Annotated in this window: 12 protein-coding genes and 1 tRNA gene; 8 read left to right on the forward strand and 5 right to left on the reverse strand. The window is 60.3% G+C overall.

The window, feature by feature from the left end:
* The first annotated feature begins 22 nt into the window (after window positions 1-22).
* The 6 genes from ACWUI2_RS11545 to ACWUI2_RS11570 all read left to right on the forward strand — a co-directional run bounded on the left by ACWUI2_RS11545 (window position 23) and on the right by ACWUI2_RS11570 (window position 7,101).
* A complete protein-coding gene (locus ACWUI2_RS11545) occupies window positions 23-217 on the forward strand; it encodes a hypothetical protein (protein ID WP_486983000.1) in 195 nt (64 codons plus the stop codon).
* A gap of 515 nt (window positions 218-732) precedes the next feature.
* The gene (locus tag ACWUI2_RS11550; RefSeq protein ID WP_486983001.1) at window positions 733-2,043 is read left to right on the forward strand and encodes a TolC family protein; all 1,311 of its coding nucleotides are present in this window, start codon (window positions 733-735) and stop codon (window positions 2,041-2,043) included.
* A gap of 16 nt (window positions 2,044-2,059) precedes the next feature.
* The gene (locus ACWUI2_RS11555; protein WP_486983002.1) at window positions 2,060-3,169 is read left to right on the forward strand and encodes an efflux RND transporter periplasmic adaptor subunit; all 1,110 of its coding nucleotides are present in this window, start codon (window positions 2,060-2,062) and stop codon (window positions 3,167-3,169) included.
* A gap of 2 nt (window positions 3,170-3,171) precedes the next feature.
* Entirely contained in the window at window positions 3,172-4,422 is a 1,251-nt protein-coding gene (locus ACWUI2_RS11560; protein WP_486983003.1) for an ABC transporter permease, read from the forward strand.
* 2 nt (window positions 4,423-4,424) lie between these two features.
* A complete protein-coding gene (locus ACWUI2_RS11565; protein ID WP_486983004.1) occupies window positions 4,425-5,150 on the forward strand; it encodes an ABC transporter ATP-binding protein in 726 nt (241 codons plus the stop codon).
* Window positions 5,151-5,964: 814 nt separating this feature from the next.
* The gene (locus ACWUI2_RS11570; protein ID WP_486981276.1) at window positions 5,965-7,101 is read left to right on the forward strand and encodes an IS110 family RNA-guided transposase; all 1,137 of its coding nucleotides are present in this window, start codon (window positions 5,965-5,967) and stop codon (window positions 7,099-7,101) included.
* Between the two features lie 1,078 nt (window positions 7,102-8,179).
* Here the strand turns inward: ACWUI2_RS11570 and ppdK are convergent.
* A complete protein-coding gene (gene ppdK, locus ACWUI2_RS11575; protein ID WP_486983005.1) occupies window positions 8,180-10,930 on the reverse strand; it encodes a pyruvate, phosphate dikinase in 2,751 nt (916 codons plus the stop codon).
* Window positions 10,931-11,170: 240 nt separating this feature from the next.
* On the opposite strand from ppdK, the gene ACWUI2_RS11580 reads away from it, so the two are divergent.
* Window positions 11,171-11,244: transfer RNA gene (locus tag ACWUI2_RS11580), tRNA-Gln, on the forward strand.
* Between the two features lie 103 nt (window positions 11,245-11,347).
* On the opposite strand, the gene queA is transcribed toward ACWUI2_RS11580, so the two are convergent.
* From queA to ACWUI2_RS11600, 4 genes are all read right to left on the reverse strand, one after another.
* On the reverse strand, window positions 11,348-12,427 hold the full coding sequence (queA, locus tag ACWUI2_RS11585) for a tRNA preQ1(34) S-adenosylmethionine ribosyltransferase-isomerase QueA (RefSeq protein ID WP_486983006.1): 1,080 nt from the start codon (window positions 12,425-12,427) through the stop codon (window positions 11,348-11,350).
* Between the two features lie 157 nt (window positions 12,428-12,584).
* On the reverse strand, window positions 12,585-13,490 hold the full coding sequence (locus tag ACWUI2_RS11590) for a DNA glycosylase (RefSeq protein WP_486983007.1): 906 nt from the start codon (window positions 13,488-13,490) through the stop codon (window positions 12,585-12,587).
* Between the two features lie 13 nt (window positions 13,491-13,503).
* Window positions 13,504-14,007: a hypothetical protein gene (locus ACWUI2_RS11595; RefSeq protein ID WP_486983008.1), complete on the reverse strand. Its 504-nt coding sequence runs from the start codon at window positions 14,005-14,007 to the stop codon at window positions 13,504-13,506.
* Window positions 13,973-15,970, reverse strand: coding sequence for an ATP-dependent helicase (locus ACWUI2_RS11600; RefSeq protein ID WP_486983009.1), 1,998 nt, complete (start codon window positions 15,968-15,970; stop codon window positions 13,973-13,975). Before ACWUI2_RS11600 ends, ACWUI2_RS11595 begins: the two co-directional genes overlap by 35 nt.
* A gap of 419 nt (window positions 15,971-16,389) precedes the next feature.
* Here ACWUI2_RS11600 and ACWUI2_RS11605 point away from each other — a divergent pair, with 419 nt between their 5' ends.
* Entirely contained in the window at window positions 16,390-16,848 is a 459-nt protein-coding gene (locus ACWUI2_RS11605; protein ID WP_486983010.1) for a RidA family protein, read from the forward strand.
* The last annotated feature ends 69 nt before the right edge of the window (window positions 16,849-16,917 follow it).

Here is a 16,917-nt window from a genome sequence, read left to right on the forward strand (position 1 = left end):
TTAACCAAATAATTCAGAATATATGAAAACTAAGAAGGTTTCGAACGGGCTGTTTGCGGTATGTGCCCTCCTCTCGTTGGTCGTCGGTCTCGGGACCGGTTGTGGCGGGGGTGGCGGTGGTGGCGGCGGCGCCGACACCAGCAATACGCCTCCTCCGACGGATATGGGTGAACCGCCGGCTTATAATCCGGATCCGAATCCTCCGGCGGTTCCGTAAGCTGATCGGAGTAGAGTTCAATTCAAATGAATCCAGGGGACTGGTTGCGCGAGCGGCCAGTCCCCTTCGTCGTTTGCTTCTCTCAGGCCCCTTTATTCGCGGAAAAGTAGTGGGGTTGGCTTTGCCGCCCCATTCTGCGGGATGTTCGAAAATCTCGGGATCCACGACCTCGCCTGCGAACCGCGAGGTGGGCGTTCGTTCGGTTGTTCTTCGCCCGCTGCGGTCGGGCGGCGGAGCCAACCCGACTACGGGGGCGCTCGACTCCTCCTGCAGGCTTCGGCGTTTGGGGGATGTCGCGTCTTTGCAGTGATGGGGAATAAGGAAAAGGTTTTGGCTGGCGGTTTCTGGCGTGGCGAGTGATCTTCGAACGATGTTTTCGGTATTTCAGTTTCGCGTCCCGAGGGAATCAGCGGGGCGGCGGTAGCGTAGAAGGGATCTCTATGCGAGGTGTTCCGCTTCAGACTTTTCCCCGGCAAATAACGGTCTCTTCGCCGTTTCGCTACCTCGCTTTGATAATGGCGGGCACACTGTTTCATGCTGGTTCTTTGGTGGCGACCGAGTCCTCGCCGTTGTTGCCGGAGACGTTCTTTCCTGAGTTGCACCGGATTTTGGAGGAGTCGATGGGGCGTTCCTGGCGGATGGTTGAGGAGAACTTCCGAGTCGACGAAGCCCGGGGCGAGGAGCGAGCGTTGGCGTCGGGCCGTTATCCATCCGTCGCTGGCACCTTCCGTTACACGGGAAGGTTGGAAGATCGGGATGATTTTGACCGGACGCGGAGTTTTTATCAGCCGCAAGCGGCTTTGACGGTTCGTCAGCCGGTTTTCCAGTGGGGTGCCACGGAAGCGAATCGGCGGATCGGTCGGATTCGGACGGCGATGGCCGAAGCCAATCGGGAGGAGGTCTATCGTCTTCTCGCATTGCAGATTCGGGGAGCGTATTTGGATATTCGGTTGCAGCAGTTGGGAGTCCGGCTTGTGGAATCCCGACGCGATTTGGCCGAAAGCGAGGTGAGATCGGCCGATCATCAATTTCAGGATGGGGGAATTACCGCCGAGGAGCGAACCCGGGTCCGGTTGGCGGCGGAGGAGGCCCGGCTTCATTTGCGGCGGGCGGAAGCGGATTTGGTTCGGCGGATCGGCGCCTTGGAATCCCTCAGCGGCGGGCCGATTGATCTGCCGCTGGATGGAGAGGCGATCGGAGTTCCGTCATTGCCCGTCGTCAAGGGGATGCCGCCGGTGGAAGTGGCGCGCACGGAAGGGGAGCGACCAAGGGAACGGTTGGCGGATCAGCGGGTCCGGCAGGCTGCCGAACAGCGGACAGTGGAGCGGGCGCGGGACCGTCCATCGCTCCAGTTGATCGCGGGCGTCGCGCAGGATCAAGTGGCGGTGTTCGATCGGGGAAATATTGACCGCACGGTGTATTTCGGAGGGGTGGAGGTGACTTGGAGTATCTTCGACGGATTTGAATCCCAAGGCCGGAGGAGGGCGGCGGCGGCTCGGGAACGGCTGGAGCGGCAACGGCGGCAACGGCAGGAGGTGGAATGGGTGGTCAACATGGAAAATCTGACCGACACCATCCGTTGGGCATCGCTGGCTTTAGAGATTTCGGAAGCTCGTTTGGAACTCAGCGCGAGGGAGCTGTCTGAAACAATGGAAGATTGGGAGCAAGGTCTTGTTTCCGAATTGGATATGATGAGAATTCGAGTCAGTCACTTGGAAGCGGAGGCGGAAACAGCAGGTCAACGGGTGGAGTATCTGATGGCGGTGGCTGAATATTTGTCGGAAGCGGGTCTCGATCCGATTGTTTACGGTCTGGGCAGTAGATAAAAAAAGATAAATAATCATGAACAACCGGCAAAAGTGGCGATGGATGGGGGGAGCTCCAGTGGTGGCTGCCCTCCTTCTCGCATTGGGCTGGGGCGGAGCCCAGGTGATGCGGACGGAGGTCCAGGTCGCCGCGGTGGAACGGGGAACCGCGGTCAGTGCGGTCTCCGGTGTGGTGACATTGACGTCCTTCCGGACGGTTGAGTTGCGGTCCGAGACGGGCGGAGAGATTGTCGAAAGCCGATTGGAACTTGGGGGAGAGGTTTTTCCAGGCGATTGGGCGCTTTGGCTCGACGACACCGATGTCCGGCGTGCTCTCGAACGAGTGACGATCGATTTGGACGCGGAAGCGGCGTTGGCGGAAGTCGGATCCCTTCTGCGACATGATTTGGAGGAAGCCCGCGACGAATTGACGAGGCGGGAGGGGGAGCCAACACGGTTTTCGGCGAAGGAGATCGAGCAACAACGCCGCCGGGTGGCGCGATTGAGCGATGAGATTCGGCGGGAGGAGATCGCGGAGCGCCGGAGAATCGCGGTGTTGCGAAACGAATTCCGCCGTTTGGAGCGGGAGTTGGAGAAGACGATGCTCCATTCCCCGGTCGCGGGGGATGTGGTGGAGTTGATGGCCCACCCTGGCGATGTGGTGGTGCCGCGGGCGGTCGTCGCCCGGATTCTTTCGCGGGAGCGGGTGATCGAAGCGACGTTGAGCGAGGAAAATTTTGCCGGAGTCCGAGTGGGGCAACCGGCGACAGTTCGATTTCTCGGCTATGGTTCCCGGCTTTTCCCGGGAACCGTCTCGAAGGTGTTGCCGGCCGCGGATCCGATGACCCAGCGGTATACGGTTCATCTGGAAGTCGACATGCCGGAGGAACTCATGGCTCCGGGGATTACCGGGGAAGTGAGCATCATCGTGGGTGAACGGGCGGATGCGTTGACGATTCCCCGCCGCGCATTGCTCGGCCGCGAAGTTTTCGTCGTTCGAGGTGATCGGGTGGAGGCACGGGAAGTCACGCCGGGATTCGTGAGTTTGAACCGGGTCGAGATACTCGCGGGATTGGAGGATGGGGAGCGAGTGGTGGTGGAGAATCTCGACCGATTGCGGGATGGTGATCGGATTCGGATCAAGTGACCATGCCGATTGAAGCACGCATTGCCTTCCGTTTTCTGCTGGCGAAGAAGCGGGCCATGCTGATGAGTCTCGGGGGAATCGCCCTTGGGGTGGCTTTTTTCATTCTGACTCAGGCGCAGACTACCGGGTTCGAACGTTTTTTCGTCCGGACGATCTTGGGGACGAGCGGGGCGATTCAAGTGCGCGACTCATTTCAAGATACCCTGCGGACCATGGAGGTGGGAGGCGGGGAGAGCGGCAGTGGATTCCAAATCGCCCATCGTGGGGCGCGACACTACGTGGAAGGCGTCGCCGAACCCGGAACGGTCAGGGAGGCGTTATTGGAATTCGCCAACGTAACCGCCGTGTCGGAGATTTTGGAAGGTTCCGCGAGGATGCGGACTTCGTTCCGGCAGGAAACGGTTCAGGTGTATGGGGTGCGATTGGAGGATCACTTGGCGGCGAGCGATTTGGGAAGTCAGTTGGTCCGGGGAAGTCTCCAGCGCTTCGAGGAAAATCCCCAAGGGATTTTGATCGGGGCGATTCTGGCCCAGCGGATGCAGTTGCAGGTCGGGGATAGTTTTGTGATGGAAACGCCGGATGAGCGACGCCGTTACCGGGTGGCGGGGATTTACGAAACGGGGGTGCGCGACATCGACCGCTTCCGGGTGTATCTGCACCTGCCTGAGGCGCGCTCGCTTTTACGGCGTCCGTTCGGAGCTTCCTTCCTCCAGGTGAATCTGCGGGATCCGGGTCGGGCGGCTCGCGATGCGGCCCGGATGGAGGAAGTGGTCGGACATTTCGCCTATGGCTGGGAGGAACGTGAGCAGGCTTGGTTGGAGGTGTTCCGGGCGTTGCGGATCTCGTCGGGGCTGACGGTCGTCACGATCATTCTTATTTCTGGTATCGGAATGTTCAATACGTTGGCGATGATTGTGATGGAAAAGACCCGGGAGATTGCGGTGCTGCGGTCAGGCGGATTCGGACGCGGCGATATTGTGCGGATTTTCCTTTGGCAAGGGGGGATGATTCTCGGGGCCGGGGTTCTTTTGGGGTGGATACTTGGCGCGGTGTTGACTGAATTGGTATCGCGGATACCGATCCGGATTCGGGGAATATTCGCGACGGATTCGTTCGTGGTGAATTGGTCGATTTCCCATTATCTCTGGGCGGCGGGAATCACCGCCGTGGTGGTGGCATTGGCGACGGTGTTGCCCGCCCGTCGGGCGGCGCGACTGGAACCGGGGGATGTGATACGGAACGCATCGGTATGAGCATGGCGAAACCGCAACCGGAGGTCGAAGGGGGAGCAGCGGACGAGGGAGCGGTGCTTTCGTGCGTCGATTTGCACCGGTATTTAGGAGCGGATGAATCGCGGGTGCATGCGGTTCGCGGGGTGACGCTCGATTTGTTTGGTGGGAAAAGTTATTCGATCGCAGGTCCTTCCGGATGTGGGAAAAGCACGCTGCTTTATTCACTAGGTCTGTTGGACCGTCCAGACTCCGGGGGGATTCGGATTGGCGGTGTTGATTACTCGGATGCCGCGGATCCGTTGCGGACTCGGGTCCGGTTGGAGAAAATCGGGTTTGTGTTCCAATTTCATTTCCTGCTGACGGAATTTACCGCTCTGGAAAACGTGATGCTCCCAATGGAGCGATTGGGGTGGGGGGGGAAGCGAGAACGGCAGGAACGGGCTTGGGCACTATTGGAACGGGTGGGGTTGGCGGAAAAGGCCGGACGACGGGCGAACCATCTCTCCGGAGGGGAACAGCAACGGGTGGCGGTTGCCCGAGCCCTGGCGAATGCGCCGCCGATTATTTTAGCCGATGAACCGACCGGTAACCTGGATGCCGCCAACACCGAGCGCGTGGCGGATTTGTTGGTGCGATTGGCCCGGGAGGAGAACCGGGTGTTGGTCGTGGTGACTCATAATCCGGCGGTTGCCGACCGCTGTGACGTCCCATTGCGGATGCGCGATGGGAAGATCGTAACGACGGAGTAGGAGCGGGCGCATTTCTGCCAAGGGGGTGGAACAGGCATTCCTGCCTGTTTTTTCTGTGAAGAGGCACAGACAGGAATGTCTGTGTGTGGCTCTTGGTTTCCCGCGCTCCCCGCCGTTCGCAAGAGTTCATCAATTCCTTCCGCGCCTATCAGAGCAAACCCCGTTGGCGCCGAACGGAATCGCCTTATTCCGACCCCCCGCCGCCCCGCGGTCGCCGAGAATTGCCTGATCCTTTCTTCGCCCGGCAAATCGAGTCATGCGGAATTGATCCCCGTCTCCTCCACGCTCCGAGCAAGACCTGCCGCATCATCATCCGGCGAAAGCCGGGATGCTACGGATGTCCGGGGCTTGGAATCGTAGCATCGAGTTTTCACTCGATGAATCTCCTCCCCGCGAGGGTCATCCGGCGAAGGCCGGGATGCTACGGATGCCCGGGGCTTGGTATAGTAGCATCGAGTTTTCACTCGATGGGTCCCTCCCCGCGACGTTCATCCGGCGAAAGCCGGGATGCTACGGATGCCCGGGGCTTGGCCGCGTAGCATCGAGTTTTCACTCGATGGGTTCCCTCCCCGCGACGGTCATCCGGCGAAAGCCGGGATGCTACGGATGTCCGGGGCTTGGCATAGTAGCATCGAGTTTTCACTCGATGGGTCCCTCCCCGCGACGTTCATCCGGCGAAAGCCGGGATGCTACGGATGTCCGGGGCTTGGCATCGTAGCATCGGGTTTTCACTCGATGGGTTCCCTCCCCGCGAGGGGTCATCCGGCGAAGGCCGGGATGCTACGGATGCCCGGGGCTTGGCCGCGTAGATAACATGAGGGCGACAAGTGGGAAAGAATTCTCCAACATGTCGCCCGATATGAATAACCAATCGAAAAATAACTTCTCCAAATTGATTAACGGAATCGTCTCGTCCAATGGGCAGGAGGTCAAGCTCGGGATCGATCTTCATGCCCGCGATGGCGTGGCTTGCCTACAGGTGGACGGCAGCTTGCCGCAACGCCCGTTGCGCTTGAAGCACGAGGAACTGGTTCGCCTCGTTGGCAAGTTAGTGGCCGCCGACCTGAAGGTTTATGCCTGTTATGAGGCTGGTCCTTGCGGCTATGGATTATACCGCCAGCTCACCGAATTGGGAGCCACCGTTTTCGTGGTTGCCCCGGTGAGCCTGGCGGGCGGACGCAACCAAAAGACGGATAACCTTGATGCGCGGGGGCTGGTCGACCAACTCGACCGCTATTTGCGAGGCAACAAGAAGGCCTTCACGGTCATTCGTGTGCCAAGCCAGGAGGAAGAACAGGCGCGGGCGAGATCACGTCTGCGCGATCAGATCAAGAAGAGCCGGAGTGGATGGGAGGCACGTGGTCGAAGCGCGTTGCTGGCGCAGGGATTCCACGTGAAAGGCCGTTGGTGGGGGCCGCGCAAATGGAAGGATCTCTGTCTCGAATTACCCGAGTATCTGGTCCAGCAACTTGAGGTAATGCGTGAGATTCTGCTGAAGCTCGACGAGAAGGAAAGGGCCATCAAAAAGGAACTGGTCGAGGAGGTTAAACAGCCTCTGCCGGTCGGAATCGGAGCCCTGACCTGGGTGATGCTCCTGCGGGAGATCTGCGACTGGGGACGGTTTAAGAACCGGCGTCAAGTGGCCGGCTTCGTCGGATTATGTGCCGGGGTTCACCAAAGCGGAGGATCCTCCCGGGATCTGAGTATAAACAAGCACGGCAATCCGCGAATACGCGCCCTGTTAATCGAAGCGGTCTGGCGCATGGTGCGATGGCAACCCGATTACCCGCCCGTGCGCGAGTTGGTCGAGAAGCTTGTCAGCGGCCGGTCTCGGCGCAAGATCGCGGTCGCGGCCGCCCGCAAGCTCGCCATCGATCTGTGGCGGTTGGCCACCGGTCAAACCACGCCTGAGAAGCTCGGCCTGAGGATGCCCGAGGTTGCAGTCGGCTGAGGGCAACCAACTTCCCTTTTTGTTCTTTGATCTTTTTGCCTGAAGCGAACCCGATTTCGGAGTGGAGCGCGCACGTTTCGATGCTTGGACTTTCATCCGTTCCTGTAGATTGTGCCGCTTGCTCCGTCCCTCTTTTCCTCCGGCCTCGCCGGGGGTCGCATAAATTATAATGCGCTGCCTCTAAGGCACGCGCGGATAGCAGTTTGTCCCCCCGGCCAGTTCGAGGGGACCGGGGACGAGAGACATTCCTTTCCGGGGGCAACTCCAAAGGCCAAAAGATTGGGGCTCATTGCCGCCCCCAAACCCCCGCTAGGGGAACTAAGGTAAGAAAGCAGATCTTAAGAATGTCCTAAGAAAAATAAATCAAACAACGGTTTCATTTTCCGCTTGTCACGAAACCCTCATAGCAGCATCGAGTTTTCACTCGATGGGTTCCCTCCCCGTGACGGTCATCCGGCGAAAGCCGGGATGCTACGGAAGTTTGGTGCTTGGCCGCGTAGTATCGAGTTTTCACTCGATGGGTTTCCTCCTCGCGACGGTCATCCGGCGAAAGCCGGGATGCTACGGATGTCCGGGGCTTGGCCGCGTAGCATCGAGTTTTCACTCGATGGGTTCCCTCCCCGCGACGGTCATCCGGCGAAAGCCGGGATGCTACTGAAGTTCGGGGCTTGGCCGCGTAGTATCGAGTTTTCACTCGATGGGTTTCCTCCTCGCGACGGTCATCCGGCGAAAGCCGGGATGCTACGGATGTCCTGGGCTTGGCATCGTAGCATCGAATTTTCACTCGATGGGTTCCCTCCCCGCGACGGTCATCCGGCGAAAGCCGGGATGCTACTGAAGTTCGGGGCTTGGCCGCGTAGTATCGAGTTTTCACTCGATGGGTTTCCTCCTCGCGACGGTCATCCGGCGAAAGCCGGGATGCTACGGATGTCCTGGGCTTGGCATCGTAGCATCGAATTTTCACTCGATGACCACAGACAGGAATGTCTGTGTCACGGTCAGGGACGAAAAAGGGGCGAATCCCGTTTTGCGGAATTCGCCCCGATGTATTCGAAACGTTAGGACGTCTGCAGGTCGCTTACACCCCGAGGGCCGCTTGGGCGGCGGCGAGGCGGGCGACCGGCACGCGGTTCGGCGAGCAGCTGACGTAATCGAGACCGATTTCGTGACAGAACTTCACCGAGTCCGGATCTCCGCCGTGTTCGCCGCAGATGCCGAGCTTGATCTTCTTGCGGGACTTGCGGCCCTTCTCGATCGCGAGCTTCATCAGCGAACCGACGCCGGCGGTGTCGACCGAGGCGAACGGATTGGCCGGCAGGATTTCCTCGTTCTGGTAGAGGCGGAGGAAGTTGCCGGAGTCGTCGCGGCTCATGCCGAGGGTCGTCTGGGTCAGGTCGTTGGTGCCGAAGCTGAAGAATTCGGCGGTTTCGGCGATCTGGTCGGCGACGAGAGCCGCGCGCGGCACCTCGATCATGGTTCCGACGAGGTAGTCGATCTTCACCTTTTTCTTTTCCATGACCTCGGCGGCCACGCGGTGGATGATTTCGACCTGGTTCTTCAATTCCCCCGGGTATCCGACGAGCGGGACCATCACTTCGGGAACCACCTTTGGCGCGTTTTTCAGCTTCATCACCTGGGCGGCCGCTTCGAAGATGGCGCGAGCCTGCATTTCGGTGATTTCCGGATAGCTGATGCCGAGGCGGCAACCGCGGTGTCCGAGCATCGGGTTTTGCTCGTGGAGAGCCTTGACCCGTTCGACGATCGCTTCCTGCGGGATCTCCAACTTCTCGGCCAAGGCCCGGATGGAAGTGTCGTCGTGCGGGAGGAACTCGTGCAACGGCGGGTCGAGCAGACGGATCGTCACCGGGTAGCCCTTCATCGCTTTGAAGAGACCGGCGAAGTCGGACCGCTGGTGCGGCAGCAACTTCTTGAGAGCGGCTTGGCGGTCCTTGTCGTTCTGGGCGATGATCATTTCGCGCATGGCGGTGATCCGGTCGCCTTCGAAGAACATGTGTTCGGTCCGGCAAAGGCCGATCCCTTCCGCGCCGAGGGCGATCGCTTGCGCGGCCTGGCCCGGGGTGTCGGAGTTGGTCCGGATGCCGAGCTTGCGGGCGCGGTCGGCCCACTTCATCACCTGGTCGAAGATTTGGTAGGTGTAGCTCTTATCGGCCTTCAATTTTCCGGCGAGCACCTGGTTGACTTCGGAAGGCGCGGTCGGAACGTATCCGGCGAAAACTTCCCCGGTGGTGCCGTCGATCGAGATGTCGTCGAATTCCTTCAGGACAACCGAACCGGCGGTGAGAGTCTTGCGCTTGTAATCGATGACGATGCTATCGGCGCCGCAGACGCAGACCTTGCCCATTTGGCGGGCGACGAGGGCGGCGTGGGAGCTGACGCCTCCTCGCGAGGTCAGGATCCCTTCGGCGGCGAGCATGCCCCGGAGGTCTTCCGGGGAAGTTTCGACGCGGCAGAGGACGACGCGTTCGCCCTTGTCGCTGAGACGTTCGGCTTCGGAGGCGCTGAAGACGATCTTGCCGGAGGCGGCTCCGGGGCCGGCGGGAAGGCCGGTGCCGATCACCTTCACCTTTTTCCGGGCATCCATGTCGAAGATCGGAACCAGGAGGCTGGAGACCGACTCCGCGGGAATGCGGCCGACGGCGGTCTTCCAGTCGATCAAGCGCTGCTTCACCATTTCGGTGGCGATGCGGATGGCGGCGAGGCCGGTCCGTTTGCCGTTGCGGGTTTGCAGCATGTAGAGTTTGTCTTCTTCGACGGTGAACTCGAAGTCCTGCATGTCCTTGAAGTGCTTTTCGAGCTTCTTCCGGATCTTGTCGAGTTCGTCGTAAGCATGCGGCATTTCTTCTTTGAGCTTCGCGATCGGATGGGGAGTCCGGACACCGGCCACCACGTCTTCACCTTGGGCGTTGATCAGGTATTCGCCGTAGAATACGTTGTCGCCGGTGGCGGGGTCGCGGGTGAAGGCGACGCCGGTGGCGGAAGTGTCGCCGCTGTTGCCGAAGACCATGGCCTGGACGTTGACGGCGGTGCCCCACTCGTGGGGGATCTTGTATTTGCGGCGATAGAGGATAGCGCGGTCGTTGTTCCAGGAACTGAATACGGCGCCGACCGCTCCGTAAAGCTGCTTGGAGACATCCTGCGGGAAGCTGTCGCCGGTCCACTTTTTGATCAGGGCTTTGTAGCGGTTGATCAATTCGAGGAGGTGATCGGTGGTGAGGTCGGTGTCGATCTTGACGCCGACTTCCTTTTTGAGGGCGGACATCACTTCATCGAACGGCTCGTGGTCGTGTTCGTCTTTGGGTTGGACTCCCATTACGACGTCGCCGTACATCTGGATGAAGCGGCGGTAGCAATCGTAGGCGAAGCGGGAGTTGCCGGATTTGGCGGCGAGGGCTTCGACCGTTTTGTCGTTGAGTCCGAGGTTCAGGATGGTGTCCATCATCCCCGGCATGGAATCGCGGGCGCCGGAGCGGACGGAGAAGAGGAGCGGATTCTTCGCGTCGCCGAACTTCTTTCCGGTCTCCTTTTCGACCTCCACGATCGCCTTGTTGACCTGGTCTTCCAATCCTTGGGGGAAGGCCCGGTTGTTTTCGTAGAAGGCGTTGCAGACTTCCGTCGTTATGGTGAAGCCCGGAGGAACAGGCAGGCCGATGCGTGACATCTCGGCGAGGTTCGCGCCCTTGCCACCGAGGAGTGCCTTCATCTTGCCATTGCCGTCGGTCTTCTTCCCGAAGGCGTATACGAGCTGCGTGCTCTTCTTTGCGGAAGAGGCGACTCGTTTACCTCTCTTTTTTGCGATTGCTTTTGCCATCCAATGTTACCTTGTTTGTATTGAATTTTTTCCCGGGATTCTCCACGGGAAAGGCTTGAAAGTAAGCATGGAGAAGGGAGTGTCAACGGTTTGCTTGACATCTGTGCGGGGAATCTCGCAGGAGCGGAGAAACCGGGGTTGGGTAAGAAGGTCGAAGACCGTTTTTTCGATTTTTTCGAATTGGTTGCCGTGAAGGGCTTGACTATCGCCGGGGGCGTTGCTTATTTTTGTTTCTTCAATTGCCTGGTGGTGTAATGGTAGCACAACGGTTTTTGGTACCGTTTGTCAAGGTTCGAGTCCTTGCCGGGCAACCATTTACGGACTTTCTAAAAGACCGGTGTCCTTTTTGCGGGGGCGCCGGTTTTTTTGTGAGCGGGAGGTGGGATAGGAACAGACAGGGATGTCTGTGTCACGGGGTCAGAGGATGAGCATGGCGTCGCCGTAGCTGAAGAAGCGGTAACGTTCGCGGATCGCTTCCGCGTAAAGATCGAGGAGCCAGTCGACGCCGTCGGTTTCGCCCGGGGAAAGGAAGGCGCTCACCAAACAAAGGAGGGAGGAGCGGGGGAGGTGGAAGTTGGTGATCAGCGCGTCGACTCCGGCGAATTTCCGGGGAGGGTAAATGTAGATGTCGGCTTCGTTGACATAGGGGACGTTTGTATCCACATCGTCTGACGTTTTGCGCAGGTAATCCTCAGTGGCGCGGGTGACGGTGGTGCCGATGGCGACCCGGGCGGGGGGAGGGGCGGCCCGGAGGAGTTTTTGGGTTTCCGGCGGAATCTCGTAGATTTCGTGGTGGATCGCGTGTTCCTCGACCTGCTCGGTCTTGATCGGTTGGAACGTCCCGAGTCCGATGTGCAGGGTGAGGTCGGCGAAGGAGAAGCCGCGGCGGAGGCACTCGGCTTGCAACTCCGGGGTGAAGTGGAGTCCGGCGGTCGGGGCGGCGGCGGCGACTTGTTTGTCGGGACGGGCGTAGACCGTTTGATAACGCTCGCGGTCGGCCTCGGTGCGTCGGTCGTTTTTCTCGCGGCGGATATAAGGAGGAAGCGGCATCTCGCCGACGCGGTTGACGACGCTCAGAAAGTCGGCGGCGGAATTGGCGGTCTCGAACCGGATCAGTTTGCGTCCATCGTCGACGACCTCGACGACTTCGGCTCGCCATGCGTCCGGCTGTTCGAATCGGCTGCCGGCGGGGAGCTTGCGTCCCGGTTTGACCAGGCACCACCAGTGGTCCGGGGCATCGGACGGATTGAGCAGAAGGCATTCGACCTGGCCACCGGTCGGCCGGTGGCCGCGGAGACGGGCGGGCAGGACGCTGGCGTTGTTGCGGAAGAGGGTGGCGCCGGGCGGTAGGAAATCGACGATCTCGGCGAAGGTCCGGTGAGAGAAGGAGCGTGTTTTCCGGTCGACCACCATCAGGCGGCTTTGGTCGCGGACGGCGGCCGGCGTTTGGGCGATGAGATCTTCCGGGAGGTGGAAATCGAAACGGGTGATGTCCATGGTTGGTTAGGTTCGGAGAGAAAAAATTGGTTAACCACTAATAATCACTAATCGGCACTAATCTGTTGCTCGGGGGGAACCACGAATGGACACGAATGAACACGAATTAAATTCACATCAACTTTCCTCGCAGAAACTGGCTTCAGTCGGTTTTGCATTAGTGTTTATTCGTGTCCATTGGTGGTTTCCTTCTTTCGGCGGCGAAGAGGAATTGTTGGGCGTAGCCGGCGAGGGGACCGAAGTGGGTCCGGCCGAAGTGGGCGATCTGGGTGGTGGTCCAACCGTGGAGGTCGTAGCGGTTCTCCATCACCCGGAGAATCCAGACGTCAACCGGGAACGACTCCAGGCGTCCGGCTCCGAACAGGAGGATGCAGTCGGCGACTTTTTCGCCGACGCCGGGAAGCCGGATCAGGCGTTCGCGGGCTTCGTGGTAGGGGAGCGTATCCAGGTTTTGGATCATATCCGGGGCTTCGGCGAGCAGGAGGGCGGTCGCCCGGATGTAGCGGGCGCGGAAGCCGAGTCCGCATCGGCGCAATATTTCCTCCGGGGCCGTGGCAAGGGTGGGCCAGCTCGGCAGGGCGTGGAATCCCGGGGCGACTTCGGGACCGAGGGCGAGGGCCAGGTTGTGGCACATCTGCTTGATCTGGACGATCTGTTTGGTGGCGCTGCAAAGGAAGCCGAGCAAGCTTTCGGTCAACGGCTGGCGGAGGATCCGCAGGCCGGGGAAGAGTTCGATGCAACGGGCAAGGTGGGCGTCGCTGCGCCAGGGGAGGCGGTCGCGAAGGTCGGTCCAATCGCGGTCGAGGGCGAAATATCCGGGGAGTTTTTCGGCGACGGTTTGTCGGAGGGAGGAGGGGGCCGACCAGGAAAGTTGTCCGTCCGGTTCGCGGCGGAGGCGGCAGACGCAGTCGTCCCATTGGCCGAGCCAGAGACCGTCGTCCTGGCGGTTCCAGCGGAAAGCCTGTCCGCCGTCGAGGAGTTCCTTCAGGCAGGATTCGGAGAAGCCGCCATCGATCGGCGGGAACCGCTGCCACCGGGACCAGGAGGATCGAGTTTCGGCCACGGAAGAAATCGATTTACTTGCTCCAAAGAAAACTCTGGTGACGGGCGACCAGGTTTTCGTCGGCGTCGAAGAAGGAGATGCGCCAAGCGAGCGGATGGGCCGAGGGGTCGGGCCAATGGTCGCCGGTGAGGCCGACCAGGATCAAAGGATTGCGCCGGGAGGCCGGTCCGAGGGGAAAGGTGAAAGTGGTCGGCTCGACGTCGCCGGGCATGATGATCTCCAGCCGGATCGCTTCCTCGACGGTGTCGCGACGGTACGGATACCGACGGAGTTTGACTGTGATGTAGTAACCGGCGCGTTCCTCCGGTTGGGTGCGGAGGATGACCTGGTGGCCGGTGTTTTCGCGTTCGGTGAAGAATTCCGAAATCCGGTAGAACTGGCGGGCGTCCCGGTATTCGGCCGAGATCCGGGTGATCTTGATTTCCGCCGCGGCGAGCAGGTGCGGCAGGAGGAAACAGGCGAGAAGGATCCAGAGGCCGGTCTTACCAGCGAGGAAGGCGAATGCGGATGACTTCATAAAGATGATCGGGTAATTCCTGGAGGAAACGGCTTGGGTTGAAACCCATCGGCGGGCCGTTGGGGACGAATTTCGGGTAGGAAAGGTAGAGTTCGTCCTTGGCGCGGGTGACGGCCACGTAGAACAGCCGGCGCTCTTCCTCGACGTCGCCGGCTTCCATGGCGCGGCGCAACGGGAACAACCCCTCTCCGAGGCCGATCATGAAGACGACCGGGAATTCGAGACCCTTGGCCTGGTGGACGGTGGTGAGGCGGAGGCGATGCTCCTCCTCTTCGACCGAATCGGAAGAAGTTTCGGAGTTGAGCAGGACCAGTTGGGCGAGCAAGTCCTGCATCTCCTCGAACTTTTCGGCGAAGCCGACGAGACTCTTGAGATCGTCGAGCCGGGACGGGTAGTTGTTGTAGGCGCCCCGGAGGTAGTCGCCGTACCAGCCGTCCATCCCGATTTGGACCACTTCGGAAGGAGGGCGTTTGTCGGCGGCGGAGGCCATGTCGCGGAGGGACCAGATCAGATTCGGCCAATCCTCGCGGGCGGCGGCCGGAACCTTTTTGACGACCGCATCGGCCGCGAGGGCTTCGACGATCGGGATCTTTTGGTCGGCGGCCAGCTTGGCGGCGAGCGAGTGGAGTTTGGTTGAAGTCTTGGCCCCGATCTTGGGAAGGAGGGAGGAGACGCGTTGAAACGAAGTTTCGTCCTTTTGGTTGTAAATGAACCGGAGTTGGGCGACCAGGTCGCGAATGTGGGCCTGTTCGAAGAAGCGGACGCCGCTGGTGATTTGAAACGGGATCCGTTGGCGGACCAGTTCCATTTGCAGGTCGACCGATTGGTAATGAGCCCGGTAGAGGATGGCGATGTCGGAGAGGTTGTACCCCTCGTCGACCAGGCCGGAAATCCGTTTGATCACGAAAGCGGCCTGTTCGCGGGGATCGAGGGCGGAGACGACGTAGGGCCGGACGCGGCTGTCGCGGACCGCGCGGAGTTCCTTCTTGAAGCCGGTGCCGGGGGCCTGGTTGACGAGGACGCCGTTGGCGAGGTTGAGGATCTCTGGGGAACTCCGGTAGTTGACCTCGATCTTGTAAATGGTGGTGCCGGGGTGGCGTTCGGGGAAAGTTTGGATGTTTGTGAAATCCGCTCCGCGCCAGGAGTAGATGCATTGGGCGTCGTCGCCGACCGCCATCACCCGGTGGTGGGCGGCGAACAAATCGACGATGCGGGCCTGGAGGACGTTGGTGTCCTGGTATTCGTCGACGAGGAGGTATTGAAAACGCTTTTGGTAATACTCGCGGAGATCGGGATTCTCTTCGAGGATCTTGAGCAGGTATTCGAGGAGGTCGTCATAGTCGGCGACCTGCTGGGCGAGTTTTCGTTTCTGGTAGGCCTCGAAGAAAACGCTGGCGCGGTCGGTGATGTCGGCCAAGTAGGAGTAATATTTCTTGATGGCGTCGGCGGTTCCCAGGCAGGTGTTGCGGGCCATGCTGTAAATCTCGCCGAGGAGCCGGGCCTTCGGGTTGGCTTTGTCCTTAAAGAACCCGGGGTCGATCTCGCGGACGGTTTCGTTCATGAACGATTCGGCGTCGCCCGCGTCGAGGATGGTGTAGTTCTTCCCGAAACCGATATGCTCGCCGTGCATGCGGAGGATCTTCTGGCCGATGTGGTGGAAGGTTCCTCCCCAGAAGCGGTGGCCGGGAACGCCGGTCAAATCCTCCACCCGCGAGAGCATTTCGCGGGCGGCTTTGTTGGTGAAGGTCAGCAGGAGGATCTCTCCCGGGCGCATCCCTTCTTTCAGGAGCCAGGCGACCCGGAAGGTCAAGGTGCGGGTTTTGCCGGAACCGGCTCCGGCCAGCACCAGAGCGGGGCCGAGAGGGGCGGTCGCGGCGGCGAATTGCTCCTCGTTCAGTTCCGCTTCGAAATCGATCGGGGGAAACGAGGAGGCCGGTTTGTGGCTGTCGAGGGTGAAATCCATGTTGTCGGGCTACTTACTCACGGAAAAAGTCGGCAAGCAAAAGAAAAAAGCAAACGCCGGGGCCGGGAAGTGAGGCAACGCGCCAAAACGTTGTTGGGCGAAGGCCAACCGGAAGAACGGATTGATTTCAATCGGCCCTGGCCTGATCTGCCGGTTAATCTTCCTCAAGCTATTGTGAGTCAATTCGAAACGCCGGATTTGATCCCCGCCTCCACGACATTCCCTGACCCGATCGGGTCAGGGAATGTCGTGAAGGTGGGGGGCGGAGCGCCGGGAGTGGGGGAAGGGATGGGAGGGGCCGGAGGCTGTTTTCCGGTGGGTGGCAGGTCGCTTTTCGATGGGTGTGAAGGTCTTTGAGCGATGCGATCCGCAACGAGAAGATTGCGCATCGGGGAGGATTCGGGTAACGAATGGTTTAAATGAGCGTTGAAGCGAAATTGAAGGAACTTGGACTTGAACTGCCTCCGGCGCCGAAGCCGGCGGGGAATTACGTTCCGGCGGTGCGGACGGGGAATCTGCTGTATATCTCCGGCACGCTGGCGATGAAGGATGGCGCGATCACCCATGCGGGCCAGGTCGGGGCGGAGCAGACGGTCGAGACGGCTTACGAGGCGGCGAAGGTTGCGGCCTTGAATACTTTGGCGGCGATCCAAGGCGCGTTGGGGACGTTGGATGCGGTGAAACGGGTGGTGATGGTGAACGGCTTCGTCAACGCCACCGCCGATTTCGCCGACAGCCCAAAGGTGATCAACGGCGCTTCCGATCTGTTCGCGGCCGTCCTCGGGGAAAAGGGGAAACACGCCCGGGCCGCCGTGGCGGTCGCCGGTCTGCCGCTCCGCTCGACGGTCGAAATCCAGGTCGTCGTCGAAGTCGAGTGAGTTTCCCGCCCCGGGGCGGGACCTCGGGAAAGCCCTGAGCGGGGCCTCGCCCGTTTGCCCGAACGGCGG

The sequence above is a fragment of the Verruconatronum alginivorum genome, assembly GCF_056590205.1.